This is a genomic window from Anoxynatronum buryatiense (genome assembly GCF_900182905.1).
GTDB lineage: Bacteria > Bacillota > Clostridia > Peptostreptococcales > Tindalliaceae > Anoxynatronum > Anoxynatronum buryatiense.
The window spans coordinates 123,180-147,645 of record NZ_FXUF01000004.1; the positions used below are offsets into that span (position 1 = coordinate 123,180).

Genomic DNA, 24,466 nt, shown 5'->3' on the forward strand with positions numbered 1-24,466 from the left:
TACTCATGAATACCAGTGGCAATGAAATCAAGATTTTTACCGGTAACGCCAACCCGGAGCTGGCAGCAGAAATCGCCAGCGAGCTGGGTGTCCCATTGGGACGGGCGCTGGTCAGCACCTTCAGTGACGGTGAAATTGCCGTCAACATTAACGAAACCGTCCGCGGTGCAGACGTTTACGTGGTGCAGCCCACATGTCCGCCGGTGAATGAACACTGGATGGAACTGCTGATTATGATCGATGCCATGAAACGAGCGTCGGCCGGCCGTATCACGGCGGTGGTCCCCTACTACGGGTATGCCCGTCAGGACCGAAAAGCCAAGGCCCGGGATCCCATCACAGCCAAACTCATTGCCGACCTGGTCACCGTTTCCGGTGCCGACCGTATTCTCACCATGGACCTCCACGCTTCCCAGATTCAGGGATTCTTCAACATTCCAGTGGATCACTTGCTGGGGGTGCCCATTCTGGTGGAGTACTTCCAAAAGAAAAAGCTGAAGAATCCGGTGATTGTTTCCCCTGATATGGGAAGTGTCACCCGGGCCCGAAACTTCGCCCAATACCTGGAAGCACCCATTGCCATCATTGACAAACGCCGCCCCAAAGACAACGTGGCAGAGGTGATGAACATCATCGGTGATATCAAGGGGTATACCGCCATTCTGGTGGACGACATGATCGATACTGCCGGTACCATCACCGAAGCGTCCAAGGCTCTGAAAAAGTTCGGCGCCCTGGATGTCTATGCCTGCTGTACCCATCCTGTATTTTCGGGACCGGCCATTGAGCGCATTAAAAACTCTGACATCACCGAACTGGTGGCCGCCAACACCATTCCCCTGCCACCTGAAAAGCAACTGGATAAGATTAAAACCGTCACGGTGGCACCCGTGTTTGCAGAAGCCATCAGCCGTATTTACAAGAACAAGTCGGTTTCCACCCTTTTTGATTAATTGCCAGCATGCATCACCCCGGGACACCCGGTTTCGATGTCACAGCTTTCACCGCAAACGCAGCAACGATGACACCGGTGATTCACGCATTGATGTCAAAGACCGCCTATCATCGACTCATTCCCAGGATCAGCCTGCAGAACGGGCTGATCCTCAACGTCTTTCAGGAGGAACCAACCATGATCATCATCGCAGGACTGGGTAACCCCGGCGGCAAATACGATGCCACCCGGCACAATATCGGCTTTCACGTCATTGACGCCCTGGCGGCCGGCCAACAGACGGCGGTGAACCAGAAAAAATTTAAATCCCATTTTACCGAGATTCGGGTGGGATCAGAAAAAGTATTGCTGGTGAAACCCCAAACCTATATGAACCTCAGCGGCGAAAGCATCGGCCACTGGATGCGCTACTACCAACTGGCATCAGACCGGTTGCTGGTGGTGTACGACGACATGGATTTTGCACCGGGGGAGGTCCGGCTGCGCCAGAAAGGCAGTGCCGGGTCTCACAATGGGATGAAATCCATCATTCAGCATCTGGGAACCACAGAATTTCCCCGTTTACGGGTGGGAATCGGCAAGCCCCTGTGGCAGGATGCCGCCAGCTTTGTGCTGGCCCGCTTCACACCGGAGGAAATCCCGGTGATGAGGGATGCAGTAACCACGGCGGCTGAAGCGGCCCAGTGCTTTGTGCAAGAAGGCATCCAAATGGCCATGAACCGGTACAACCGGAAACCGGAAGAGCCGGTACAGGAAAAACCGGCCAACGAAACGGCACAGGAAAAGGAAGCGAATCAGCCATGAATTTATCTGCCTCTGTCGCGCTGCAGCCACTCCAACAATCCAGGGAGTTTGTGCAGCTCACCGACGCTTTAAGAACCAAAGAGCATACCCTGGGGGTCTATGGGCTTGTTGATTCCCAAAAATCCCATCTGGCCGCCGCCCTGCAACACCATCGGGGCAGACAGCTGTTACTGATCACTGAAACAGAAGTTCAGGCCCGCCAGCTGGCGGAAGACCTGAGCTTTTATTTGGGTGCCCAGGCTCATCTTTTTCCCTCCCGTCAACCGGTGCTCTATGAGACAGAAGCCAGCAGTGTCAGCACGGGTGATGAGCGCCTGAAAACACTGGCATTTCTGGCGGCAGAGCAACCCGCCGTGATCACGGCCTCCATGGACGCTCTTTTTGTGAAATTACCGCCTCCCGCCCTTTTTCGACGGCTGCAGCTCACCTTCCGCGTGGGCGAAACCATTCCCCGGGAAACCATGCTGCAAATGCTGGTGGCCCAGGGTTATCAGCGCGCCGATCAGGTGGAGGAAAAAGGTCAGTTCAGTATTCGTGGAGATATCATCGACCTGTTTTCGCCGGTGGAAACGGCCCCCTGCCGAATTGAACTCTTTGATGAAGAAGTGGATTCCATCCGCTATTTTGACCTGGCCACCCAGCAATCCATCGATAAAATCAGCGCCATCACCATTAGCCCTGCCACTGAATGGATTCTGGAAGAAAAGGACCGCCGGCGGATGGTGGACGTCCTGAAGCGGATGAAGAACCAGTCCCGCCCGGGAAGCGGTGATGCCTCCGGCTGTGAACCGCCGGAACGGTGCGCCCATTTAACGGTGCGTCTTGAAGAAAACCGGGTGCCTCATGACATGGAGGGTCTGCAGGATCTGGCTTACGAAAAGGCTGCCTCTCTGCTGGACTACTTGATGCCTGACAGTCTGGTGCTGCTGGACGAGCCCCAGCGGCTGCGCAGCCGGGCCGAAGGAGCAATGGATGAGTGGAAGGAGCATTTCACCGTATTGCTGGAAAGACAGCAGGTGCTGCCCATACAGGCCCATTGCCTGTTCACCTATTCAGAACTGGTGGTTAAAATCAGGGAAAAAACAGTGGTGACACTCCACCTGCTTCCCCGAAGCGAAAAAGAATTTCCGGCGCAGACAGTGGTGAATTTTGTCACCCGCAGTGTTCCCAGCTTTCAGGGGAAAATGAACTGGCTTTTCGACGAGTTAAGAAATCTTGTGAAAAAACAGTACCGCCTGGTATTGTTGGCAGCCACCAAGGAAAAAGCGCTGAAGCTGACAGATGCGCTTCGGGAAGCCGGGCTGCCGGTGCAGTATCTCGCCGGCGGTGATGCCGGGAACACCGGGGGAGGCGCCGGAGACAGCGCTGCTATCACCTCCGAAACCCTTCCGCCCGGGAAGGTGACCATTCTGCCGGGCAGTGTTCACCGGGGATTTGAATATGTGGGATGCCAGTACCTGCTGCTGTCAGATTATGAACTTTATGGCGCCCATAAAAAGAAAACCACCAGACCCCGACGCCGTGACGGTCGTGCCATTCAGTCCTTTGTGGAACTGAAACCCGGCAGTTTTGTGGTGCATGAAAATCACGGTATTGGCCGTTACGAAGGCATTGAAAGCCTCACGGTGGACGGTATCACCCGGGATTACCTGAAAATCAGTTATGCCGGTGCCGATCACCTGTATGTGCCCACCGATCAGATGGATATGATTCAAAAATACATTGGAGCGGAAGATAAAACACCCCGGATGAATCGGCTGGGCGGGACCGACTGGGCCAAAACCAAGAGCCGGGTTAAAAAAGCCATTGAAGACATGGCAGACGATCTGCTGGAGCTTTACGCCAAACGGAACCGGCAGAAGGGGTATGTCTTTTCATTGGATACAGAGCTGCAACAACAGTTTGAATACCTGTTTCCCTATGAGGAAACCCCGGATCAGCTGAAAGCCATTGAGGAAGTGAAGGCAGATATGGAAGCAGAACGCCCCATGGACCGTCTTCTCTGCGGGGATGTGGGTTATGGCAAGACCGAGGTGGCTCTCAGAGCTGCTTTTAAGTGTGCCGCCGACAGCAAGCAGTGTGCCGTACTGGTGCCCACCACCATTTTGGCTCAGCAGCATTTCAACACCTTCCGGGAACGGTTTTCTCCCTTTCCGGTGCGGGTGGAAATGCTCAGCCGTTTCCGCACCCCCACCCAGATTCAAAAAATCATGAAAGACATTAAAAACGGATTGGTGGATGTGGTGATCGGCACTCACCGCCTGCTGTCAAAAGACGTTGCCTTTAAAGATCTGGGCCTGCTCATCGTGGATGAAGAGCAGCGCTTCGGAGTGAAGCACAAGGAACGGCTGAAGCAGTTGAAAGCCAATGTGGACGTGCTCACCCTCACCGCCACTCCCATTCCCCGCACCCTCCACATGGCCATGAGTGGCATCCGGGACATGAGTGTCATCGAAGATCCGCCGGAGGAACGTTTCCCGGTGCAAACCTATGTGGTGGCCTGGAACCCTTCTTTGGTGGCAGATGCCATTCTCCGTGAAACCTCCCGGGGCGGGCAGGTGTACTACCTCTACAACCGGGTGGAGGGAATTTACACCATTGCCAATCAGCTGGCAGACAGGTTCCCGGAGCTGCGCATTGGCGTCGGTCACGGGCAGATGAACGAAACTGAACTGGAGAAAGTGATGCTGGACTATTATGAGGGCCACTACGATGTACTGGTATGCACCACCATCATCGAAAACGGACTGGATATTCCCAATGCCAACACCATACTGGTTCACGATGCCGACCAGCTGGGCCTCTCCCAGCTCTATCAGCTCCGGGGGCGGGTGGGACGCTCCACCCGTCAGGGCTATGCCTACCTCATGTTCCAGCGGGACAAGATATTGTCTGAAGTGGCCGAAAAGCGGTTGAAGGCCATCAAAGAGTTCACTGAGTTTGGCTCCGGTTTTAAAATTGCCATGCGTGACCTGGAAATCAGGGGCGCTGGCAATCTGCTGGGAGGCGAACAGCATGGGCACATGGCCGCCATTGGGTACGATCTCTATGTGAAACTGCTGGAGGAAACCATGCAGAAAACCCGGGGTGAAACCGTTGAAGCCGAACCGGAGGTCACCATAGAGCTGAACGTTGATGCTTACATTCCCAAAGAGTACATTGGAAATGCCGGCCACAAAATTGATATTTATAAAAAAATAGCCGCCATACGCAGTATCGAAGATCGGTATGAAGTTGAAAATGAAATTGAAGACCGGTTTGGGGATATCCCAGGCATTGTACGCAACCTGGTGACTGTTTCCGCACTGAAGGCCATGGCACTGAAGGCAGGTATTAGTCACATTTCCCAGAAAGACGACACCATTCGCATTCAGTTTGGTTCCGGGCTGCGCCTGAACCCGGAAGCATTGGCCAGAGTCATTCATGATTTTGGCCGGCGCATTCAGTTCAATGCCGGACAGCAGCCTTATTTCACCTACAAGGCAGCTGTTATAAGAGACGCAAGCCAGCTTCTGCGGGAACTGACAGCCATTGTGGAGATCCTGTCAGGAGACGCTGCAGCGTGATTCACCGTATCCAAATGCACCTGTTTCCTGTATAATGTACAGCATAACCAAATAATGAACAACATAACCAGTATCAGATGAAACGAAACCTTTCCTTTTACCGTATACATGGGTGGGGAAATCAACCAGTTTGCAATCATTCGACCCGGCACTGAACAGAGCATGAGTCGAGTGGCTGGAAAGAACTTAAAAGGAGCTGAATGGATTGAAATTAAATGGAATGAAAAAAATGCAGCGCAAGACGGGCGTAAACCTCCTGCTGGTGCTGCTGGCAGTTACCCTGCTGCTGACGGCTTGCGGTGGGAATGGTGAAGCGGCAATTCCTGAAGATGCTGTGGCGGTGGTGAATGGGACACCCATTTCCAACCAGGATTTTGAAAACACCCTGGCACTGATGAAAATGAACTATGAGATGGAAATGGGTCCCGGGTTCTTTGATGAACCGGACAACGAAGAAGGCATGACCCTGCTGGACACCATCAAAGAACAGGTGCTGGAAAGACTGATTTTTACAGAAATCATTCTGCAGGAAGCAGCCACCCATGACATTGCACTGAACGAGGAAGAATTCAATGAAACCATGGAAATGTTCATGGGCTTCATTAAAGATGATGAAGAACTGATGAATTTCATGGAGCAAAACAACATCGATGAAACCTATTTTCGGCGGGAAATGGAAAAAGAACTGCTGATGATGGAGTTCCAGGATTACTATCTGTCGTATATTGAAGTGACAGATGAAGATGCCCAGGCCTACTTCGATGCCAACCCCGATCTCTTCACCTTCGACCAGGTGGCTGCCAGCCACATTCTGGTGGACACAGAGGAAAAAGCCCGGGAGCTGCGCAGCCAGCTGGATGAAGGCGCAGACTTTGCCTTGCTGGCAGCTGAGCATTCCACCTGCCCTTCGGCGGCGCAGGGGGGAGACTTGGGATCCTTTGGCCGTGGACAAATGGTACCCGCCTTTGAAAACGCCGCCTTCAGCATGGAGGCAGGTGACATCAGCGACCCGGTGCAGACAGAGTTTGGATGGCATGTGATTCTGGTAAATGAGCGTATCAACGAAACCGATGATTTCGAAGAAGCGAAAGATTACATCATTTCCCAGCTGCGGCAAGACCAGCTGATGGCACATATCGAAGCCCTCAGAGAGTCTGCAGAGGTTCAGCGCCGGGAGGGTCTGTAAAGACCGTGTACTGGTGAAGCCTGTTGAGGGAAAGAACTGAAGAAAGCATCCGGCAGCAGACAGACAATCCGGACCGATGACTGACAGTGGTGTGTGGGCCAGAGGGCCCGGCAAACCACTGTCGGTTTTTACTGCGGTTAATCCTTCGTCATGTCGACGGCTGCCTTGGGAGGAAACACATCATGAGCAAAAAAGAAACCTATTTGAAGGGCGCCATGTTTCTGGGAGCCGCAGGCATTCTGGTGAAAATCATGGGGGCACTGTTCCGCATTCCCCTGGGGCGGGCCATGGGGTCCGAGGGCATGGGCTATTACCAGGTGGGGTACACCGTCTACAATTTTCTGCTGGCTTTCACCTATGCCGGATTTCCCACCGCTGTTTCAAAGCTGGTGTCTGAGAAAAAAGCCAAAGGACAGCACGCCCATGCCCATGCCATCTTTCTCACCACTCTGAAGCTGCTCACTTTTTTGGGACTGGCAGGGTCGTTGCTGCTGGCTTTTGGAGCCCGCTACCTGGTGGATGTGGTTTTTGAAAGTCCGCTGGCTTATCATGCAGTGCTGGCACTGGCTCCCACCATTTTTTTCATCTCAGTTCTGGCGGCCTACCGAGGCTATTTTCAGGGTATGAAAGACATGAAACCCACTGCCCTGTCGCAGGTGGTGGAACAGTTGGGCAGAGTGGTGGTGGGGCTTTTCCTTGCTTTTATGTTGTTGCGTACGCTGGGTGAACCCATCGCTGCAGCCGGCGCCGTTCTGGGGGCTGGTGCCGGCGGTGTGGCTGCCCTGGGGTTTATGATTTATTTTTACACCCAGCGCCGTCGTCGTGAAACCTTCCCGGTGACAGATCAGCTGGGAATGGAACCGGAATCCACCCCCGTCATTATCAGGAACGTGCTGAAGATTGCAGTGCCCATTGCCATTGGAGCTGCTGTCATGCCCCTTATTAACATGCTGGATACCGCCATTGTGTTGCGCCGGCTTCAGGCCAGCGGCTATACTTATGAGCAGGCCAACTCCCTTTACGGCCAGCTTCAGGGCATGGCTTCCACCATGGTGAATCTGCCCCAGGTGATCACCATTGCCCTGGCCATGAGTATTGTGCCCGCTGTCTCAGACGCTGCCGCCCGGGATGACTGGGCCAGTGTGCGGGCAGACAGCGCTTCCGTGTTCCGGGTGAGCATGATGCTGGGGCTGCCGGCTTCAGCGGGCCTGGTGGCACTGGCCGATCCCATCATGCGCATGCTCTTTCCGGCTGAGCCCGCCTCTCTGGGGCAGATCATGTTTATCATGGGCTTTGCGGTTCTGTTTCTCACCCAGCTTCAAACCCTTACCGGCATTATTCAGGGGTTGGGACGCCCTGATATCCCGGTGCGTAACCTGATGACCGGTGCCCTCTTTAAACTGGTGATCACCTATACCCTCACTGCCACTTTTCTCCACGTGAGAGGTGCCGCCATCGGCACCGTCACTGCCTATTTTGTGGCCTTTATCCTCAATCTCCGGGCGGTGAAACGCTTAACGGGTCTGAAACTGGACAGAACTCAAATGATTTACAAACCACTGCTCTGCGTAGGGGTGATGGCAGCTGTGGCCTATGGCCTTCACCGGGTGATGGAACCCATTACCGGTAATACCCTGGCCGTGCTGGCTGCTGTCGGCGCCGGCGCCCTGGTTTACGGTCTCATGCTTCTGAAAACCAATTCGCTGGAAGAACGTGACTTTGACATGCTTCCCAAAGGCCGGCAAATGGCGGCTCTGTTTCGAAAGCTGAAATTGATGCAATAAGATCAGGCTGACGGATTAGGCCGGAAGAAAGGAAAGGCTGTCAAAATCGTTGCCGTTAATGAGTTGGAAGCTTTGCTGAAAGCAGAAAGTAAGCTGATGAACCTGCAAAGGAGGTTTTTGTCATGCCCACCCTCACCATCGCCGGCTTGGGGCCAGGTGCTCTGGAGCAGCTGCCGCTGGGAACATGGCAGCTGTTGAAAGCCCACCCGTCCATTTGCCTGCGCACAGAAAAACATCCCCTGGTGGCAGACCTGAAGGCCCAGGGCATCCACTTTCAAACCTTCGACCACATCTATGAAACGGAAGAGAACTTTGAAGATGTATACCGGGAAATAGTGCGTCAGGTACTGGCCTTGGCTTCAGAAGGGGATCTTCTTTATGCCGTGCCGGGTCACCCCAATGTGGCTGAGGAAACTGTCCGGCTGCTGCGAAAAGCCCTGCAAGCCGCTTCTGAGGAAGAAACGCCTGTCCTGGCGGAGGGCATCACCCTGAAAATTGTGCCTGCCATGAGCTTTCTTGATGTCATTTTCCCCCTCATTGATCATGACCCTGTGGATGGGTTCATGCTCATTGACGCCCTGTCTTTCCACCGGCAGCCCCCCGACACCAATATGGATGTGATCATCACCCAGGTCTATGATCCCTACGTGGCCTCAGAACTGAAATTGGGCCTCATGCATTATTATGATGCCGAACAACCGATAAAGGTCATCAAAAGCGCTGGAGTTGTTGGGGAAGAAGAGGTGCGGGAGATTCCGCTATACCAGCTGGATCATCAAAAAGACCTTGATTACCTTACAAGTATTTATATTGCAAGGGTTGACAGGTTTTCTAAAATACATTATAATATGAATCATCTTATGGACATGTTGGAAAAACTACGTGGCAGCGATGGTTGTCCCTGGGATCGAAAACAAACCCATGAGAGTCTAAAACCCTATCTGACAGAAGAAAGTCAGGAAGTGCTGGATGCCATCGACGGTGGCGATGATGATGATTTGTGTGAAGAGCTGGGCGATGTATTGTTGCAGGTAGTCTTCCACAGCCAAATCGCCAAAGAGCGGGGCGCGTTTACCATGCATGAAGTGGTTCATGGCATCACCCAAAAAATCATTTTCAGACATCCCCATGTCTTCGGTGATGAAACCGCCGAAACACCGGAGGATGTGAAAGCCATTTGGGCAATCCAAAAGGCGAAAGAAAAGACCCGCCGGGAACAGACATGAGCCAGCCAGTGAAACAGCGGCGCGGAACACATTTAAACCAGTTGAGCGGAAGGTGCTGAACCAGGCCGCTCTGGTGAGATAGACAGCAAAGGAATCGTATCATTTTCTTAAATACTTAAGGAGGGGATTTTGTGAACAAAGCGGAATTAGTAGCAAAAATGGCAGAAATGAGCGGACTGACCAAGAAGGATGCAGAAACAGCCCTGAACGCCTTTATGGAGACTGTTGAAGAAACACTGGTTGAGGGTGGAAAAGTACAACTGGTGGGCTTTGGCACCTTCGATGTTCGTGAAAGAAAGCCAAGAAAAGGCAGAAACCCCAGAAATCCGGACCAAGTAATTGACATTCCGGCTTCCAAGGCACCTGTTTTCAAAGCAGGTAAAACACTGAAAGAAAAAATTAACGGATAAATTGTGAACATTGTCCTGATGAAAACTGCTGAAGCGGGACACTGACAGAGGATGCAATGAAATCAGGCCTAGGCCTGATTTTGTTGTTATGAGGAGGAAGCCATGCGTCTCGATAAATACCTGAAAGTTGCCCGGATCATCAAACGTCGCACCATTGCCCGGGAGGCCTGTGATAAAGGGCTGGTTGTCATCAATGGAAAAACAGCAAAAGCCGGCAGTGAGGTGGCGGTTGGCGACCGGCTCACCCTGGCCATCAGCCAGCCACCCCTTGAGGTGGAGGTGCTGCAGGTAACAGAGCATGTGAAAAAGGAAGATGCCGACAGCCTCTATCGTCTGATCAAAGAGTAACCTTTCAGTCATTAAACCTGGCGGCGAGGCGGATGCTGCCGGATTAAAGGAGCGGTTCCCATGAAACAACGCCGTCGAAAATCCAGTTTTGGCCGAAAAATCCTATGGCTGTTTTTATTGCTGCTGGTCTTTTCCAGTCTGCGCACCTGGTATATGCAAGAGCAGGAAAGCCGCAATCTTGCCAGAGAAGAGCAACAGGTACAGGACAGAATCGACGAACTGGAAAAGGAAATTCAGCGGTTGAGGGGAACACTGGAAAACATCACCGATGACGCCTACATTGAATCAATTGCCCGAAAGAACCTGAAAATGGTGAAAGAGGATGAGTGGGTGCTCGTTGACATCCAGCATGGAAAAGATTGAAGATAGCAGGTTCTTTTTTTCAGAAAATGTGCTATAATGACAGTTGTAAGATAATGGGATCATATAACAAGGAGGAGTAAACAGTTTATGCCGGTTGAGGTTGGAAAGATTATCGAAGGTACCGTTGCAGGCATTACCAATTTCGGGGCGTTTATCGATCTTGGAGAAGGCAAAACAGGCCTTGTACATATCTCGGAGGTAGCTGACGACTACGTCAAAAATATCCGGGATTACATCAGTGACAAGGAAAAGGTCAAAGTCAAGGTGTTGGCCATTGGCAGCGATGGCAAGATCAGTTTGTCCATTCGCCAGGCGGCCGAAAGAAAGAAGAAGACCCCCGCACCGGCAGAACTGGAATGGGGCGCACCCCAGCGCGTCGATTCTCTGACCCTTGATGACAAAATCAGCAAATTCATGAAAGACAGCGACGAAAAAATGCAGGGTGCAAAAAGTCGCATGAAACCCACCCGTCGCGGCAACGGTTTTGGAAAAGGCGTCTAAACCGGTTGATCAGTGACAGGCATCAAAGATGAGTGCAGCCGCCGAATCCTATGTGTTCGGTGGTTTTTTGTACCCCGCTGTTATCTGTTGATTTTGAAGGGGAGGATCTCATGACCCGACCATACAGCACGGTCTACACTGAACTGGCAAAACCGCCTTTATCGCCTCCGGGCTGGGTGTTTGGGCCAGTCTGGACAATTTTGTATATACTGATGGGAATCGCAGCCTTTCGGGTTTTTTCAGCGGGGATTCAGCGGGGCGAGGTGAAGCGGGCGCTGGCTGTGTTCTTTGTACAGCTGGGACTTAATCTGCTATGGCCGTACCTTTACTTTACATTGAATGTCAGGGGAGTTGCTTTTGTGGAGCTGTTGCTGCTCCTTTTTGTGATCGGCCTGACAATTTTCCTTTTCCACACCATTGATAAACTGGCAGCTTACCTAATGCTGCCCTACATGGCGTGGGTATTGTTTGCAGGATATCTTAACGGAGCCACCTGGTGGCTAAACCGGGGCATCAACTGACAAAAAACAAACACGCTGCTGAATACGCTGACATGAAAGGAGTGGCACGATGGCAGGCCATGACCATGCACATGACCTTCCCCGTTGTGGGTGGGTGGATCTGAAAAACCCGCTGTATGTGGCATACCATGACGAAGAATGGGGTGTTCCCCTTCATGATGAGAGGAAGCATTTCGAAATGCTGGTGCTGGAAGGGGCGCAGGCGGGTCTTTCCTGGGCGACCATTCTCAAGCGCCGTGAAGGCTACCGCCAGGCATTTGATAACTTTGAGCCGGAAAAAGTGGCCGCTTACGATGAATCTAAAATCGAGGCACTGCTCCAAAATCCGGCAATCATTCGCAATCGGCTGAAAGTTAGATCTGCAGTGAAGAATGCCCGGGTGTTTTTGGAGATTCAGCGGGAGTTCGGCTCCTTTGACAATTATATTTGGGGTTTTGTGAACCATGTGCCGGTGGTGAATTGTTTTCAGCATCTTGAAGAGATTCCTGCACAGACACCTTTATCGGTGGATATTTCGAAGGATCTGAAAAAGCGGGGCATGACCTTCGTGGGCCCCACCATTATGTACGCCCATATGCAGGCCATCGGCCTGGTGAACGATCATCAGACACATTGCTTCAAACGGCAAATGCCCTGACCGTAGGTCAGGGCATCAGGCTGAAAAATCCACACCCATTACTTAAAGGGATTGCGGCCCTGTATGATTCGAATGAGAACGGCACCCACAGCCAGCACCAGCAGAATGTGGATAAAGCCACCCATGGTGTTGCTGGAAACCATTCCCAACAGCCATAACACAAAAAGTACGATAAAGATGAATTTTAGCATAGAGGTCACTCCTGTTCTTTGATGAAAATCACCATTGATGGTTTGGTTTTTTTTTACCCGGAAGACAGGGTGGTCAAACAGTTGAAGGATGGGGACACTTAACCCACAATATGCTCGGCGAAACCTGATATGGTTGACAGTCGGTGACGGGCTGTCATATAATGACCGTGAAAGCCCGTGGACAACAGGATAGATGAATAGAGGTGCAACCGGCAGGGTAAGGGAAGCATGCCAAGAAGGGTCGCCTTCGAAGGCTTCTCTGAAGGCTGTCGTTGCCGAAGGCAGCCACCAGGTGACCCGGTATATGCCTGACAGAAGGAGACAGCCTTCTTCTGTTGTCATACTTACTGGCGTCAGCCGGGGTATGGAGCGCTATGCATGCAAGGAAGTTCCTTGTTGTCATGGCGTTTTTTTGATGAACTGACCGCTGGCAATAATGGAAAAATGAAAACAGGAACAGGAGGAAATGTCATGATCGGAGAAAAAGTTATCATTCGAACCCGCATGAGCACTGCCGATGCCCACTACGCAGGTGACCTGGTTAACGGTTCGAAAATCCTTGATTTTTTTGGAGATGTGGCCACGGAACTGCTGATTCGTCTTGACGGCGATGAAGGCCTCTTTAGAGCCTATGAGCAGGTGGATTTCCTGGCACCCATTTACGCAGGGGATTTCATGGAATATCACGGGTGGATTGAAGAAGTGGGCAACAGCTCCCGGAAGGCGAAATTCGAAGCCTACAAAGTGATTCAACTGGTCAATGATCCCGGCATGTCTGAATCAGCGGCAGAAGTGCTGGAAGAGCCGATTCTCTGTGGAACCGCCACCGGTGTGATGGTGGTGAAAAAGGAGCTGCAGCGGGGCGCGCAGGATCCGGCTTTTCAGCGGTAGTAAACAGGATAAGCCGGCTTTTCTGATCAAGAAGGCCATGAAAATGACCTGCCCAGTGGTGCAGGTCATTTTTTATGGCATCAGAAACAGTGCACGCAAAAGAACTGAAGATATAATTGACAGAGAGAACCCTCTTCAGTCAGATTTGAGAGGGGGTTGAAATAGATTACCAGTCACTTCGAATATGGTATAATGGACACATGCGCCGCCAATTGTCCGAAAGATCAAAGGCAGGGCTTCAATTGAGAAATATTGGGCGGCAAAAAACAGGAAAGAATTGAGGACTGGACGATACATGAAATCTATTCGCATACAGATGCTGGCATGGTTGCTGCTGGGAGCCCTGATCCTGTTTGCGGGACTAGGCTTTTTCACAGAACAGCGCCTGAGAAAACTGCCGCCGGCCATTGAAGCTCAGTATATGGAAATTGCCGCTGCAAGAGCCGATGAAGTGGGCAAGCAGCTGAAAATATACATAGACCAAGTGCGCATGCTGGCTCAGTCAGAAGTGATTCAGTCCATGGACCGTCAACAGATTGATCTTTTTTTACCCCAAATGGTGCTGGAAGACATCGAGCGCAATCTGACCGTCGTCTGGCCCGACGGACGTGGCATCACCAGCCGGGGGTTGGTGGTAAATGTTTCAGAGCAGGAGCAGTATGAAAAAATCTTTCTGGAAGGCGAAGAAACGTGGATTTCCAGCCCTTTCGTTAGTCCTTATGTGGAAACGGGTAAACCCATCACCATTGTCTCCCAGTCGGTGCGGCGAAACGGGGAAACCGTGGGCCTGATCAATGCAGTGGTGGAAATTGAATTTATCAACGACATTGTTCGCAGTGTGAACCTTCGGGAAACCGGCTACAGCTGGATTGTGGACCAACACGGTATGGTGGTGGCTCATCCGGATTCATCAAAACCCCTTCACCAGGCAGCGGCAGAAATATTTGGCGAAGAGATGAACATCTGCGAAGCCTTTTTAACGGAGGCGTCCGGTCTCCACCGTTACCATGAAGCGGGTGCCGCCATGGTGGCGCTGCACCGGGCCATTCCCCACACCCCGGGATGGACCTTTATCATTTCCATACCGGAAGCTGAAATGTACCAGGAGGTGAAGGCTGTTTCCCGGGGGGTGCTGGCAGCCATCGGGTTGGGCCTGGCACTGGTGATAGTGTTCTCGCTGGCATATTCTGAAACGCTTTCCCGCCCCATTCTTGAGATGAAGGCGGTTTTCGAAAGAGCAGCGGCAGGCAATCTGAATGTACGGGCCAATGAACAGGTTGCCAATGAAGTGGGGCAGGCAGCTGCCAGCTTCAACCAGATGCTGGCAAAAATCAGACACCTGACCTACCAGGATCCTCTGACCAACTTGAACAACTATCATGGTTTTTTGCTGGATCTTCCCTATAAACTGGAAAAGCTTCAACAACACCAGGCGGTCACTGGCCTGGCCATTGTATCGGTGGATGACTTCAAGCGGATCAACAGTATCAGCGGGTATGAGCTGGGGAATGAGGTGCTGCTCACTCTGGCAGATCGAATTCAGCGATTCCTGCAGCCCGGTGAATGTGCCGCCAGGCATTTTGGAGATGAGTTTGTGGTGCTGCTGGGAGAACAGCATGAAGATGCCTTCGAAGAGCGGGTGGTGCGTCTCTGGGAGGCCTGCAACACACTGCTGACGCTGAAAGATAACGAGTATATGCTGCGCACCAGCGTGGGAACCTGCAGCTTTCAGCCTGGCCGGGAACTGGATGAAGTGATGAACCGGGCCACCATGGCAAAGCTGTTCATTAAGCAAAAGGGTGGCAATGGCGTCCATCTCTTCAATGAAAGCCTTGAAGAAACCCTGAAAGAAGAACAGGATATTGAACGGGAGCTTTTTCATGCACTGGAAGAAAACCAGCTGAAACTGGTTTATCAACCGGTGATTCGCCTTGACACCGAACAGATCACCGGCCACGAGGCACTGTTAAGGTGGCAGCATCCCCGCTATCATTCGCTGTCGGTGAACCGGCTGATTCATGTGGCTGAACAAACCGGCTACATCATTGAAATCGGGCGGTGGGTGATGCGTGAAGCCTGCCGTCAGAACAGGAAGTGGCATGAGGCTGGGCATGAGGCGCTGGTGGTGGCTGTGAACGTGTCTGCACTTCAGTTTGAACAGCCTTCTTTTGTGAACATGGTGCAGGAAATCCTTCAGGAAACCGGTTTGCCGGCCCACTGCCTGGAGCTGGAAATCACAGAGCGGATTGCCATGATGGGAGTTCAGGAAAAAATGGCCAAAATGCGCCAACTGAAGGCCATGGGCGTCAGAATTGCCATTGATGATTTTGGCACCGGCTACTCTTCTCTGGCCTATTTTACCCAGTTTCCCATTGATACCCTGAAAATCGACAGGTCTTTTATCAACCAGATGATGGAAGACACCCATGCTGACACCATTGTCGACACGATCATTACCATGGCCCAGGGCATGCGGGTGAGCACCATCGCCGAAGGAGTGGAAACGGCTGAACAGCAGGAGCGGCTGAAAGAAAAGGGCTGTGACCAGATGCAGGGCTACTGGTTTGCCCGACCCTTGTCACCGGAAGAGGCATTCAGCCGGTTGGAGACTGAAAGCGACTGATCCCCATGGGATGATGAAAATCTGAAGCAGGAGATGATGGCATGCAGCATTATATCGTGCGCACATTGCGCATGTTGACCGGTCTTTTTGTATTTGCCGTTGGCATTGTGATGACCATTCATGCCAATATTGGACTGGCGCCCTGGGATGTGTTTCACCAGGGACTTTCCAATGTGCTGGGAGTTACCATGGGTCAGGCCAGTATTCTGGTGGGTCTGACAGTGGTGGCCATCGATTTTTTTGCCGGCGAACGCATTGGCTGGGGAACACTTGGCAATATGGTTCTGATCGGTCTGTTCATTGATTTTCTCATGCTCAATGGGTTGGTACCCCATATGCAGCATTTTTTAACCGGGGTGATTCAAATGGTGGCCGGGCTCTTTGTCATCGGGCTTGCCAGCGTACTGTATATTGGTGCCGGCATGGGCTGCGGCCCCCGGGACGGTCTGATGGTGGCATTGTTAAAGCGCACCGGCCAGTCAGTGGGGACAATTCGCGGTCTGCTGGAAGGGGCTGCCCTCGTTGGCGGCTGGCTGCTGGGGGGCACCGTGGGCCTGGGAACGGTCATTACAGCAGTTCTCACAGGTCCGGTGGTGCAGATATCCTTCCGTTTGCTGCGGTTTGATGTGAAAAGCGTTCGCCATACCTATGTGGACGAAGATTTGAAAGCACTGGGAAGAAAGCTGAAAAAATCATAAATGGTTTTGCCATTTAAACGTTGAAAGTGGAGGGATCTGATTGACAATAGAGGCTCAAAAAAGCAACCTGCCGGAAATCCAAAAGAGGAAACGGTTTCAACGCACCCTGTGCATGATAGTAGCCCTTCTTGTCATTTCGGTTCAGTCCGTTGCGGCTGCCGATGCGCTTTACAGAATGCTCCACGGCGAACAGACTGTCCTGCTGTTGGGAGAAATCACCGGCGCAGGGGAAACGCAACTGGACGTAAAAGTCATTCGCACCTTTCAGGGAAAAGCCTCAGCAGATACCATTCTGGTGGACAGGCGTTTCACTTACTTCGGTATGACCTCAGAAAACGGAAGCCCCCAGGTGGGGGACTATGCCGTTATGTCACTGGACCTGGAAGGCGAAGCATACCGCCCCGCCTGGTATATGGCCAAGGCCGACAGTGGTCATTTTCGCACCCTGTCCCTGCACTATGAAGAAGAGACAGGCGGACGGGGTGATCTGGCGGCCCTGAAGTATTACGTGAACACCAACGGACGTCATCAAGATTTCTATTTTGATGGCGAGCAGGTTTTCGCCCGGCGCAGCCTGCTGGAGGATGTGGATGTGTCCGATGGCCCTGTCCCATGGGAGGCGGCAGCGCCACAGGCAGCAGAGACCATCAGTGATCTGGAGACAGCGGGCAGTGAAGAAAGCACCACCGGCGGATTCACATGGGGTGTCTTTTTCAGCGGTGTGATGGTGATCTTTTTCGTGCTGGTGATTTTTGTGCGGTTGCGCATGGTTTTTTTAACCCTGCGCCATCAGAAACGGCAGGCGGGTCAATAGGAGTTCATTGAGAAAAGAAAAGCGTTCTAACCCTGATGTTTAACAAAAAATCGCCTTAGGCGGTTTTTTTTATTCGCACTGATCCATCTCCATTAGGCAGATGAAGCAGCTGCCTTTGCCAGGCTGACTTTCAGCCTGAAGGTCTCCCTGCATCATGCGAGCCAGGTTGCGGGTGATGGAGAGTCCCAGACCGGTGCCCCCATATTGCCGGGTGGTGGCAGTGTCTGCCTGTTCGAAAGGATCAAACAAACGTTGCAGCTCTTGCGGGTTGATGCCAATGCCTGTATCGGTCACCCGCAGCTCCAGGGTAAAGCGGCGGTTATTCAGCGGTGTTGCCTGCACATGGACCTGAACACTACCTTCACGGGTAAATTTCAGGGCATTGCTCACCAGATTGTTCACAATCTGCTTCAGGCGCAGGGTGTCTGCCTCAAGGCATTCGGGAATATCCGGGGCAAGGGTTAGTGAAAGGGTCAGCTTCTTTTCTGCGGCAGTGATCTGAAAAGGTGCCAGGGTATCATTCATAAAAGAAGGCAGGTGGAAGGGGTGGGGGTCCAGCAGTAACTTGCCCGCTTCCATTTTTGACAAATCCAGCAGATCATTGATGAGATGAAGAAGCGATTCGGCTGAGGATTTCAGATGATAGACATACTCTGCTTCCGCCGGGGGAAGATCGGCCAGGTCCAACAGCTGGGAAAAACCAATGATGCCGTTGAGAGGTGACCGCAGCTCGTGGCTCACATTGGCTAGAAAACGGCTTTTGGCCTGGCTGGCAGACTCAGCAGCTTCTTTGGCCTGCACCAGTGCCTCCTCTGCCTGACGACGCCAGGTAATATCCCGGGCGATACCTGCATAGCGCACAACAGCAAGGGCTTCATTGCGAACGGGAATAAAACGTGAAAAAATCCATCTGACTTCACCATTGGGGCGGCAGATGCGGTATTCACGTTCATAAGGATGCTCTATTGGTTGATCGCTGCCGAGGGAAACCAGTGCCCGGTCATCCGGGTGAACGCTCTTTAAAAAGATGGCGGGATCAGCATACAGGGCGTCACAGCTCTGGCCCCAGACCTGTTCGAAAGAGGGGTTGACATAAAGTATTTTTGCCTCGGCGGCTGATTCCAGCCAAAAAACTTCTTCCATATTTTCGGTGATCTGGCGCAGTTTCTCTTCGTTCTCCTGAGTTTGGGCCATGAGCCGGTCCCGTTCCATCACCAGACGGTTGGCTCCCAGTGCGATGGTTTTCAACTCCCGGTAGGGAATTTCAGTCACATCGATTTGAATTGGCTGGGTGGCTGCTTGTGAAAAAAAAGTTGCAAATTCCTGAAGCAGTTGGTCAATGTGGCGAAAGTGGCGGTTGATGATCACACCGGCAGCAGTGATCACTGCCAACACCACCAGCAGCACAGTCAACAGGCTCTCCAGTAAGACCTGGGAAAAACGTTCCATGGTGAGGGTGCCAAAGACATGCACATAGAGGCCGATGAAAAAAACCAGCAATATGGCAGTGAGCAGTAATGGAAGCAGAATAAACCAGCGCAGGACTGCCTGCCGCAGGCTGGAAGATGATTTCTTAGGCATGGGAATTCCCCGTTTCATGTGTTGGGTGAAAGATCACTATTATTGTACATGAAGAAATGGACATGGGCAATTGAGGGATGAGTTGATGATAAGATTATTTACTTTTCTGAGTGGTTGAAAAGAATCAGATGACAGAAATAAAGAAAATAGGGTATGATGACAGTAGTGACGATGATGGGAGGAATGGGCATGGGCAGTTGCGTGGCAGCCATCGGCGCTGCCAATATTGATCTGTTGGGATTTACCGATAAAACCCTTCGCATGCGGGACTCAAACCCGGGCCGCATCGAATCATGTTTGGGAGGAGTGGCCCGTAACATTTCAGAAAACCTGGTACGTCTGGGGATTTCCACCAGTCTCATCACAGCCATCGGGGATGATGCCGGCGGCACCCAGATCCGTGAATCCTGCCGGCAATTGGGGATCGATCTGACATGCAGTCTGGAGGTGGCGGATCATCCTTCATCCACTTATATGGCCATGATGGATGAGCAGGGAGATATGGCCCTGGCCCTTTCGGATATGCGTATTTTGGACCGGCTGACGGTGGACCACCTGAAAACCTGCGAACCGTTGCTGGAAGACGCCGCTGTCATTGTGGCAGATGCCGGGCTGACAACTGAAGCCATGGCGTGGCTGGTGGATCGGTGGCCTGAAAAACGCATTTATCTTGACCCGGTCTCCATTGGGAAGTGCCGGCGAATGGAAATGCTCACGGGCCGGTTCCATTGTATCAAAATGAATCGCCTGGAAGCGGGATACCTGGCCGGGATGATCATCAGCGGCGAAACCGATCTGGAAGAAGCATCCCGGCGCCTGCTCGATAAAGGTGTGAAAAAGCTGTTCATTACCCTGGGAGAGCAGGGGGTGTATTATGCTGATGAAGCACTGCAGGGCATGACACCCGCTTTTCCCCTGAAGCCGGTAAATGCGACAGGTGCAGGGGATGCCTTTACGGCCGCCGTGGTTTATGGTGACCTTCAGGGCTGGTCAATGGAAGCCACTGCAAGGTTTGCAGTGCGGGCGTCGGCAGTGGCCCTTTTAAGCAGGCACACCGTCAGCGAAGACATGTCTGTGGAGACAGTCAATGCCCTTGAAGACGGACTGACAAAGGAGAAGAACTGCTGATAAATGCTACGGGCAGCGAGGGCCACATAAAGCAGCGGCCGAATGCATGAGGGGGCTTTAACTCAATGCAAGCCGGTGTGAAGACAAATAAAATTCGAGAAAAACAGCTGACTCAACAGCTGTTTTCAGGAATGATCAAAGGAGATTGATGAAAATGGAATCGAGTCAACTATTAAAGGACCGGCTGGTCATTGCGCCGGAAGTGAAAGAAGCGCTCCAGCAGGGTAAACCGGTGGTGGCTTTGGAGTCCACCATTATCACCCATGGCATGTCTTATCCCGAAAACATTGAAAGTGCGCAGACTTCTGAAGCGATGATCCGCCAGGAAGGTGCCACGCCGGCCACCATCGCCGTCATAGGTGGAAAAATTCGTGTAGGACTGGACGCGGATGAACTGACCTATATGGGGAAAAACAGCAGTATTCGAAAAGTGAGCCGCCGGGATTTGCCCATGATTTTGGCCAAAGAGCTGGATGGTGCCACCACTGTGGCCACCACCATGATCGGTGCCGGCCTGGCGGGCATTCGGGTATTTGCCACGGGTGGCATTGGCGGGGTTCACCGGGGAGCCTCGGAAACCTTTGATGTTTCTGCAGATCTGATGGAGCTGGCACAAACCCCGGTGGCAGTGGTTTGCGCCGGTGCCAAGTCAATCCTGGATATCGGCCTCACCCTTGAAGTGCTGGAAACTCACGGTGTACCGGTGGTTGGCTATCAAACCCAAGCATTTCCAGGTTTTTATGTGCGGGACAGCGGCTATGGAGTGGACGACTGTGTCGATGATGTGAAGGAAATCGCCCGGGCCATGCAACTGAAATGGCGGTTGGGCTTAAAGGGCGGGATGGTGGTGGCAAACCCCATTCCGGAAGCGTATGAAATGGATCCGGTGCTCATCGGCAAGAGTATCGACGAAGCAGTTGAAGCTGCTGAGGCACAGGGCGTTCGGGGAAAAGAAATCACGCCCTTCATTCTCGCCCGGCTGCACCGGGCCACTGCAGGTAAAAGTCTGGCAGCAAACAAGCAGCTGGTGTACCATAATGCCCGGGTGGCGGCACGGCTGGCGGCAGCCTATGCGTCACTGGAGACGCAGGCTGCCGATTAAAGCAGCCGGTTTGCAGTGAACGCCAATTAAAATGAGCGGAAATTCACAATTATTGGACGAAAACCTTTACAAAAAGAACAAACCCATGGTATAATGTTGACATAAGATAGGACTCCAGCATCAAATATAAAAAAATTGAAGTTGGAGTTGAAGTCGAGTTCCATGGTATAAAAATGGCAAAACCGTCCGAAAGGCGGTGACGCAAAGCCACGAGTCTACGTTCCCAGCCAATGAACCAGGGGAGGGGAATATGATCGTCGGGTTGCCTGCGACTGGTGGCAGTGCCACCAATGACATGAGTCACATCCGGCGACCCGTTTTCACAACGGGTCGCTTTTTGCACACTCACAAGGAAAACCTTTACATGCACACTTCGTTTGCAGATGCTGGTTCCAATACCATCAAAAAGGACATGAGGAGAACTGGATCATGGAAAAATGGACGGTGAAAACAGTTGTGTGTGAGGAGAATATGTGCTTAGCCGAACATTTAATGAACCCTTTTGGCGTGGTGATTGTGCCGGCAGGAACGCCTCTGACACCGGGACTAAAAATAACACTGGCAGCAATGGGGATTGACAGAATTCCCGTTTGTGAAATGGACAGCAAGGAGAACTCATGGAGGAGGAACAGCGCATGAAAAAAGAACGGATTCCCATTGACAAATGTGATGGCAGCATGGTTTTATCAGAAGATCTCTATAATGACGTGGGTTTACTCTTATTAACCAAAGGCACCCGGTTGACCCAGGACAAAGTTTCGGTGCTGGTGCGTCGGGGAGTTACCTGCGTGCCGGTTGAAGTGGAACAACTTCAATCGATGCAAATTGGGGCACAATGACTCGGATTGAGGCTGTTTTCTACAAAAATAACCACGTCGCGCCAAAAACACTTTGAAAAAGAGGATGAAAGAATCGCCAGGAATAACCGTTTTCGGATAATTCCTGTTTTTTTTGCCTTTTTTCTTGGAATACAAACGTTTTCAGAGCAATATTAAAATGAAAACGTTTTCTTCTATTGAAATATCATGTAAAGATGTGTATAATTCTAAACAAGAATCTTTCGAATATTTCGCAACGGTGGTGAAGCAAATGAGTTCCTATCCACAAGAGACGGTCTACTTCATTTCTTACGCCAAACTGCCGGGCGAAATTCCGGCGGCAACCATGCATCGTGTGGTGGGCATTGGACTCATTATCCACCAGGAAACCGGCGAAATTCTGGATGTTTCCTGCACGCTGCTTACCCGGGAAGCCCGTGAGTTTCTAAAATCAGTGCTGCAGGGTCATAATGTTCACGAAGAGGAATCAGAAGCCATTGTGGAACTGATTCGAAGCCGTTACCATGGATTGGCGCAAAAAGCTGTCTGTGTGGCCGTCAAAGGTTCCATTGAGCGGTACTTTCAGTGGAAAAATTCCGGGCAGTCCACAGAACCGGTATTAAACGACAAAGAATCCTGAAAGAAGAACTGAATAAGATCGCCTGATCTGCTGCTTTGCTGACATCCATGATGATCACCCCATCATGGAAAAGTGAGTGAAATCCAGTAATACAGGATCTGGTTTACGCTGTTGTCACCCTTTTTCAATGGGCAGCAGCCACCGGAACCTGTTCTGCTGGATTTTTTGTCGTCTTTATGAATCTTTTTCATGGTTAGACGAAGCATCAGAAAGGGGGAAAATGCATGAGTCAGAACAAAGCGCCAAAGAACCATGTGTTTTATCGAAACCAGAACTGGAAGTATCCCCGAATTGAACGGGGAGAAGGTGTATACCTTGTGGGTGAGGATGGCAGGCGGTATATTGATGCCTGTTCCGGATCTGCCGTCGCCAATATTGGCCACGGCAACAAAGAAGTGGCAGCCTTCGCCAAAGAACAAATGGAGCGGGTGGCCTTTACTCATCTGTCCCGGTGGACGGTGGACACCATTGAAAAATGTGCTGAAAAAGTGTGCCAATGGACGCCGGGAGACTTGAACCACGTCTATTTTGTCTCCGGCGGTTCAGAATCGACAGAGACCGCCATTAAAATGGCCCGGCAGTACTTTGTGGAGCGGGATGGCAAAGACAGTCCCAAATGGAAGGTGATCACCAAATGGAACTCCTTCCATGGCAATACCCTGGGTGCCCTTTCCATGACGGGTATTCCGGGACGCCGGCAGATTTATGAGCCCATGCTCATTGATTTTCCCAAGATTCCTCAATTTTACCATTACCGCAATCCCTGGAATGCAGCCACCCTGGAAGAAACCAGCCGGCTGGCAGCCCAGGCGCTGGAAACAGAAATTCTGAAGCAAGGTGCGGCATCTGTTGCTGCCTTTATTACAGAACCTGTGGTGGGGTCGGCCATACCGGGAGTTCATCCTGACAAAATTTATTTTGATATGGTGCGTGAGATCTGCACCAAATACGATGTGCTCCTCATTATGGATGAGGTAATGGCGGGTTTTGGCCGTACGGGAAAACATTTTGCCTCCGACCACTACCAGGTGGTGCCTGACATCATCACCTGCGCCAAGGGCATGAGCTCAGGCTATACACCAATTGGAGCCGCCGTCTGCAACGAAGAGATATTTGACACCATCATGGTGAAAGGTTCCGGTAATTTTATTCATGGCCATACCTACGCCAGCAACCCCCTTTCCTGCGGGATCGCCTGGAAGGTGCTGGAGATCATTGAACGGGAAGGCTACGTGGCCAATGCTGCCCTACAGGGTGCATATTTTGGGGAACGCCTCGAAGAGCTGTACCGGTACCCCATAGTGGGAGATATCCGGGGCAAAGGACTGATGATGGGAATTGAATTTGTGAAAGAAAAAACAAGCAAAGAACCCTTCGACACTGCAGCCAATTGCAAAGGAAAGTTCACACTCAATTGCCTGGATGCGGGACTGGTTCCCTATCCCGGTGGTGGATCGGTGGATGGCAGCCGGGGCGACGATACCCTGCTGGCACCGCCCATTACCATCACCAGGGAAGAGGTGGATGAGTTGATGGAAGGTCTGCACACAGCCATTGCCAAGACCTGTGAAGAACTTCTCTAAAGGGAGACAGTCATCAGGGAGTATGGACTAGGGTTGACGGCCTCTCATTTCATCATCGCCAGTCATTACGCGCCACAAGGCACGTCATCTGAAGCG

Annotated in this window: 24 protein-coding genes and 1 riboswitch; of the genes, 22 read left to right on the top strand and 2 right to left on the bottom strand. The window is 51.9% G+C overall.

The genetic code is table 11. The features are described 5' to 3' along the window. Positions 1–5 precede the first annotated feature (5 nt). From QOL74_RS07220 to QOL74_RS07275, 12 genes are all read left to right on the top strand, one after another. Positions 6–953 (top strand): ribose-phosphate diphosphokinase, encoded by a 948-nt coding sequence (locus QOL74_RS07220; protein ID WP_283408780.1) that lies wholly within the window; start codon positions 6–8, stop codon positions 951–953. Positions 954–1,132: 179 nt separating this feature from the next. Beyond that, positions 1,133–1,759 carry an aminoacyl-tRNA hydrolase gene (gene pth / locus QOL74_RS07225; RefSeq protein ID WP_283408781.1) on the top strand — a complete coding sequence of 209 codons (627 nt, stop codon included), beginning with the start codon at positions 1,133–1,135 and terminating at the stop codon, positions 1,757–1,759. After that, entirely contained in the window at positions 1,756–5,325 is a 3,570-nt protein-coding gene (mfd, locus tag QOL74_RS07230) for a transcription-repair coupling factor (RefSeq protein ID WP_283408782.1), read from the top strand. The genes pth and mfd overlap by 4 nt, the downstream gene beginning before the upstream one ends. Positions 5,326–5,530: 205 nt before the next feature. Further along, positions 5,531–6,511, top strand: a complete 981-nt coding sequence (locus QOL74_RS07235) for a peptidylprolyl isomerase (protein ID WP_283408783.1) — start codon at positions 5,531–5,533, stop codon at positions 6,509–6,511. Positions 6,512–6,693: 182 nt separating this feature from the next. Beyond that, the gene (locus tag QOL74_RS07240; protein ID WP_283408784.1) at positions 6,694–8,295 is read left to right on the top strand and encodes a putative polysaccharide biosynthesis protein; all 1,602 of its coding nucleotides are present in this window, start codon (positions 6,694–6,696) and stop codon (positions 8,293–8,295) included. A 122-nt stretch (positions 8,296–8,417) separates the two neighbouring features. Beyond that, complete coding sequence (locus QOL74_RS07245) at positions 8,418–9,521, top strand: MazG family protein (RefSeq protein WP_283408785.1); 1,104 nt, start codon at positions 8,418–8,420, stop codon at positions 9,519–9,521. Between the two features lie 131 nt (positions 9,522–9,652). After that, a complete protein-coding gene (locus QOL74_RS07250) occupies positions 9,653–9,931 on the top strand; it encodes an HU family DNA-binding protein (protein ID WP_283408786.1) in 279 nt (92 codons plus the stop codon). A gap of 102 nt (positions 9,932–10,033) precedes the next feature. Next, a complete protein-coding gene (locus QOL74_RS07255) occupies positions 10,034–10,279 on the top strand; it encodes an RNA-binding S4 domain-containing protein (RefSeq protein ID WP_283408787.1) in 246 nt (81 codons plus the stop codon). Positions 10,280–10,339: 60 nt separating this feature from the next. After that, the gene (locus tag QOL74_RS07260; protein WP_283408788.1) at positions 10,340–10,642 is read left to right on the top strand and encodes an FtsB family cell division protein; all 303 of its coding nucleotides are present in this window, start codon (positions 10,340–10,342) and stop codon (positions 10,640–10,642) included. Between the two features lie 87 nt (positions 10,643–10,729). Next, positions 10,730–11,143 (top strand): S1 RNA-binding domain-containing protein, encoded by a 414-nt coding sequence (locus QOL74_RS07265; protein WP_283408789.1) that lies wholly within the window; start codon positions 10,730–10,732, stop codon positions 11,141–11,143. Positions 11,144–11,253: 110 nt separating this feature from the next. Then, a complete protein-coding gene (locus QOL74_RS07270) occupies positions 11,254–11,664 on the top strand; it encodes a TspO/MBR family protein (protein ID WP_283408790.1) in 411 nt (136 codons plus the stop codon). A gap of 49 nt (positions 11,665–11,713) precedes the next feature. After that, a complete protein-coding gene (locus tag QOL74_RS07275) occupies positions 11,714–12,301 on the top strand; it encodes a DNA-3-methyladenine glycosylase I (RefSeq protein ID WP_283408791.1) in 588 nt (195 codons plus the stop codon). Between the two features lie 38 nt (positions 12,302–12,339). Here the strand turns inward: QOL74_RS07275 and QOL74_RS07280 are convergent, their stop codons facing one another. Continuing rightward, entirely contained in the window at positions 12,340–12,492 is a 153-nt protein-coding gene (locus QOL74_RS07280) for a lmo0937 family membrane protein (protein WP_283408792.1), read from the bottom strand. Between the two features lie 471 nt (positions 12,493–12,963). Here QOL74_RS07280 and kal point away from each other — a divergent pair, with 471 nt between their 5' ends. From kal to QOL74_RS07300, 4 genes are all read left to right on the top strand, one after another. Beyond that, positions 12,964–13,383, top strand: a complete 420-nt coding sequence (gene kal / locus QOL74_RS07285; protein WP_283408793.1) for a 3-aminobutyryl-CoA ammonia lyase — start codon at positions 12,964–12,966, stop codon at positions 13,381–13,383. A gap of 295 nt (positions 13,384–13,678) precedes the next feature. Continuing rightward, positions 13,679–16,006, top strand: coding sequence for a bifunctional diguanylate cyclase/phosphodiesterase (locus QOL74_RS07290; RefSeq protein ID WP_283408794.1), 2,328 nt, complete (start codon positions 13,679–13,681; stop codon positions 16,004–16,006). Between the two features lie 41 nt (positions 16,007–16,047). Then, on the top strand, positions 16,048–16,704 hold the full coding sequence (locus QOL74_RS07295; RefSeq protein ID WP_283408795.1) for a YczE/YyaS/YitT family protein: 657 nt from the start codon (positions 16,048–16,050) through the stop codon (positions 16,702–16,704). A 40-nt stretch (positions 16,705–16,744) separates the two neighbouring features. Continuing rightward, entirely contained in the window at positions 16,745–17,518 is a 774-nt protein-coding gene (locus tag QOL74_RS07300) for a hypothetical protein (protein WP_283408796.1), read from the top strand. Positions 17,519–17,587: 69 nt separating this feature from the next. On the opposite strand, the gene QOL74_RS07305 is transcribed toward QOL74_RS07300, so the two are convergent. Continuing rightward, a complete protein-coding gene (locus QOL74_RS07305; RefSeq protein ID WP_283408797.1) occupies positions 17,588–19,099 on the bottom strand; it encodes a PAS domain-containing sensor histidine kinase in 1,512 nt (503 codons plus the stop codon). Positions 19,100–19,288: 189 nt separating this feature from the next. Between QOL74_RS07305 and QOL74_RS07310 the strand changes: the two genes are divergently transcribed. The 6 genes from QOL74_RS07310 to QOL74_RS07335 all read left to right on the top strand — a co-directional run bounded on the left by QOL74_RS07310 (position 19,289) and on the right by QOL74_RS07335 (position 24,370). Further along, positions 19,289–20,227 (top strand): carbohydrate kinase family protein, encoded by a 939-nt coding sequence (locus tag QOL74_RS07310; RefSeq protein ID WP_283408798.1) that lies wholly within the window; start codon positions 19,289–19,291, stop codon positions 20,225–20,227. Positions 20,228–20,381: 154 nt separating this feature from the next. After that, positions 20,382–21,329 (top strand): pseudouridine-5'-phosphate glycosidase, encoded by a 948-nt coding sequence (locus tag QOL74_RS07315; RefSeq protein WP_283408799.1) that lies wholly within the window; start codon positions 20,382–20,384, stop codon positions 21,327–21,329. 165 nt (positions 21,330–21,494) lie between these two features. Beyond that, positions 21,495–21,599: riboswitch (cyclic di-GMP riboswitch) on the top strand. Between the two features lie 159 nt (positions 21,600–21,758). Then, positions 21,759–21,968 carry a hypothetical protein gene (locus QOL74_RS07320; RefSeq protein WP_283408800.1) on the top strand — a complete coding sequence of 70 codons (210 nt, stop codon included), beginning with the start codon at positions 21,759–21,761 and terminating at the stop codon, positions 21,966–21,968. Beyond that, a complete protein-coding gene (locus QOL74_RS07325) occupies positions 21,965–22,168 on the top strand; it encodes a hypothetical protein (RefSeq protein WP_283408801.1) in 204 nt (67 codons plus the stop codon). Before QOL74_RS07320 ends, QOL74_RS07325 begins: the two co-directional genes overlap by 4 nt. 250 nt (positions 22,169–22,418) lie before the next feature. Then, positions 22,419–22,787, top strand: a complete 369-nt coding sequence (locus QOL74_RS07330; RefSeq protein ID WP_283408802.1) for a DUF3870 domain-containing protein — start codon at positions 22,419–22,421, stop codon at positions 22,785–22,787. Positions 22,788–23,011: 224 nt separating this feature from the next. Then, positions 23,012–24,370: an aminotransferase family protein gene (locus tag QOL74_RS07335; RefSeq protein ID WP_283408803.1), complete on the top strand. Its 1,359-nt coding sequence runs from the start codon at positions 23,012–23,014 to the stop codon at positions 24,368–24,370. The last annotated feature ends 96 nt before the right edge of the window (positions 24,371–24,466 follow it).

What these genes read in the sequence shown, in the direction of transcription:
- QOL74_RS07220 (WP_283408780.1), top strand. Translation starts at nt 6, where the DNA reads ATGAATACCAGTGGCAATGAAATCAAGATTTTTACCGGTAACGCCAAC.
- pth (WP_283408781.1), top strand. Translation starts at nt 1,133, where the DNA reads ATGATCATCATCGCAGGACTGGGTAACCCCGGCGGCAAATACGATGCC.
- mfd (WP_283408782.1), top strand. Translation starts at nt 1,756, where the DNA reads ATGAATTTATCTGCCTCTGTCGCGCTGCAGCCACTCCAACAATCCAGG.
- QOL74_RS07240 (WP_283408784.1), top strand. Translation starts at nt 6,694, where the DNA reads ATGAGCAAAAAAGAAACCTATTTGAAGGGCGCCATGTTTCTGGGAGCC.
- QOL74_RS07245 (WP_283408785.1), top strand. Translation starts at nt 8,418, where the DNA reads ATGCCCACCCTCACCATCGCCGGCTTGGGGCCAGGTGCTCTGGAGCAG.
- QOL74_RS07255 (WP_283408787.1), top strand. Translation starts at nt 10,034, where the DNA reads ATGCGTCTCGATAAATACCTGAAAGTTGCCCGGATCATCAAACGTCGC.
- QOL74_RS07260 (WP_283408788.1), top strand. Translation starts at nt 10,340, where the DNA reads ATGAAACAACGCCGTCGAAAATCCAGTTTTGGCCGAAAAATCCTATGG.
- QOL74_RS07265 (WP_283408789.1), top strand. Translation starts at nt 10,730, where the DNA reads ATGCCGGTTGAGGTTGGAAAGATTATCGAAGGTACCGTTGCAGGCATT.
- QOL74_RS07270 (WP_283408790.1), top strand. Translation starts at nt 11,254, where the DNA reads ATGACCCGACCATACAGCACGGTCTACACTGAACTGGCAAAACCGCCT.
- QOL74_RS07275 (WP_283408791.1), top strand. Translation starts at nt 11,714, where the DNA reads ATGGCAGGCCATGACCATGCACATGACCTTCCCCGTTGTGGGTGGGTG.
- QOL74_RS07280 (WP_283408792.1), bottom strand. Translation starts at nt 12,492, where the DNA reads ATGCTAAAATTCATCTTTATCGTACTTTTTGTGTTATGGCTGTTGGGA.
- kal (WP_283408793.1), top strand. Translation starts at nt 12,964, where the DNA reads ATGATCGGAGAAAAAGTTATCATTCGAACCCGCATGAGCACTGCCGAT.
- QOL74_RS07290 (WP_283408794.1), top strand. Translation starts at nt 13,679, where the DNA reads ATGAAATCTATTCGCATACAGATGCTGGCATGGTTGCTGCTGGGAGCC.
- QOL74_RS07295 (WP_283408795.1), top strand. Translation starts at nt 16,048, where the DNA reads ATGCAGCATTATATCGTGCGCACATTGCGCATGTTGACCGGTCTTTTT.
- QOL74_RS07305 (WP_283408797.1), bottom strand. Translation starts at nt 19,099, where the DNA reads ATGCCTAAGAAATCATCTTCCAGCCTGCGGCAGGCAGTCCTGCGCTGG.
- QOL74_RS07310 (WP_283408798.1), top strand. Translation starts at nt 19,289, where the DNA reads ATGGGCAGTTGCGTGGCAGCCATCGGCGCTGCCAATATTGATCTGTTG.
- QOL74_RS07315 (WP_283408799.1), top strand. Translation starts at nt 20,382, where the DNA reads ATGGAATCGAGTCAACTATTAAAGGACCGGCTGGTCATTGCGCCGGAA.
- QOL74_RS07320 (WP_283408800.1), top strand. Translation starts at nt 21,759, where the DNA reads ATGGAAAAATGGACGGTGAAAACAGTTGTGTGTGAGGAGAATATGTGC.
- QOL74_RS07325 (WP_283408801.1), top strand. Translation starts at nt 21,965, where the DNA reads ATGAAAAAAGAACGGATTCCCATTGACAAATGTGATGGCAGCATGGTT.
- QOL74_RS07330 (WP_283408802.1), top strand. Translation starts at nt 22,419, where the DNA reads ATGAGTTCCTATCCACAAGAGACGGTCTACTTCATTTCTTACGCCAAA.
- QOL74_RS07335 (WP_283408803.1), top strand. Translation starts at nt 23,012, where the DNA reads ATGAGTCAGAACAAAGCGCCAAAGAACCATGTGTTTTATCGAAACCAG.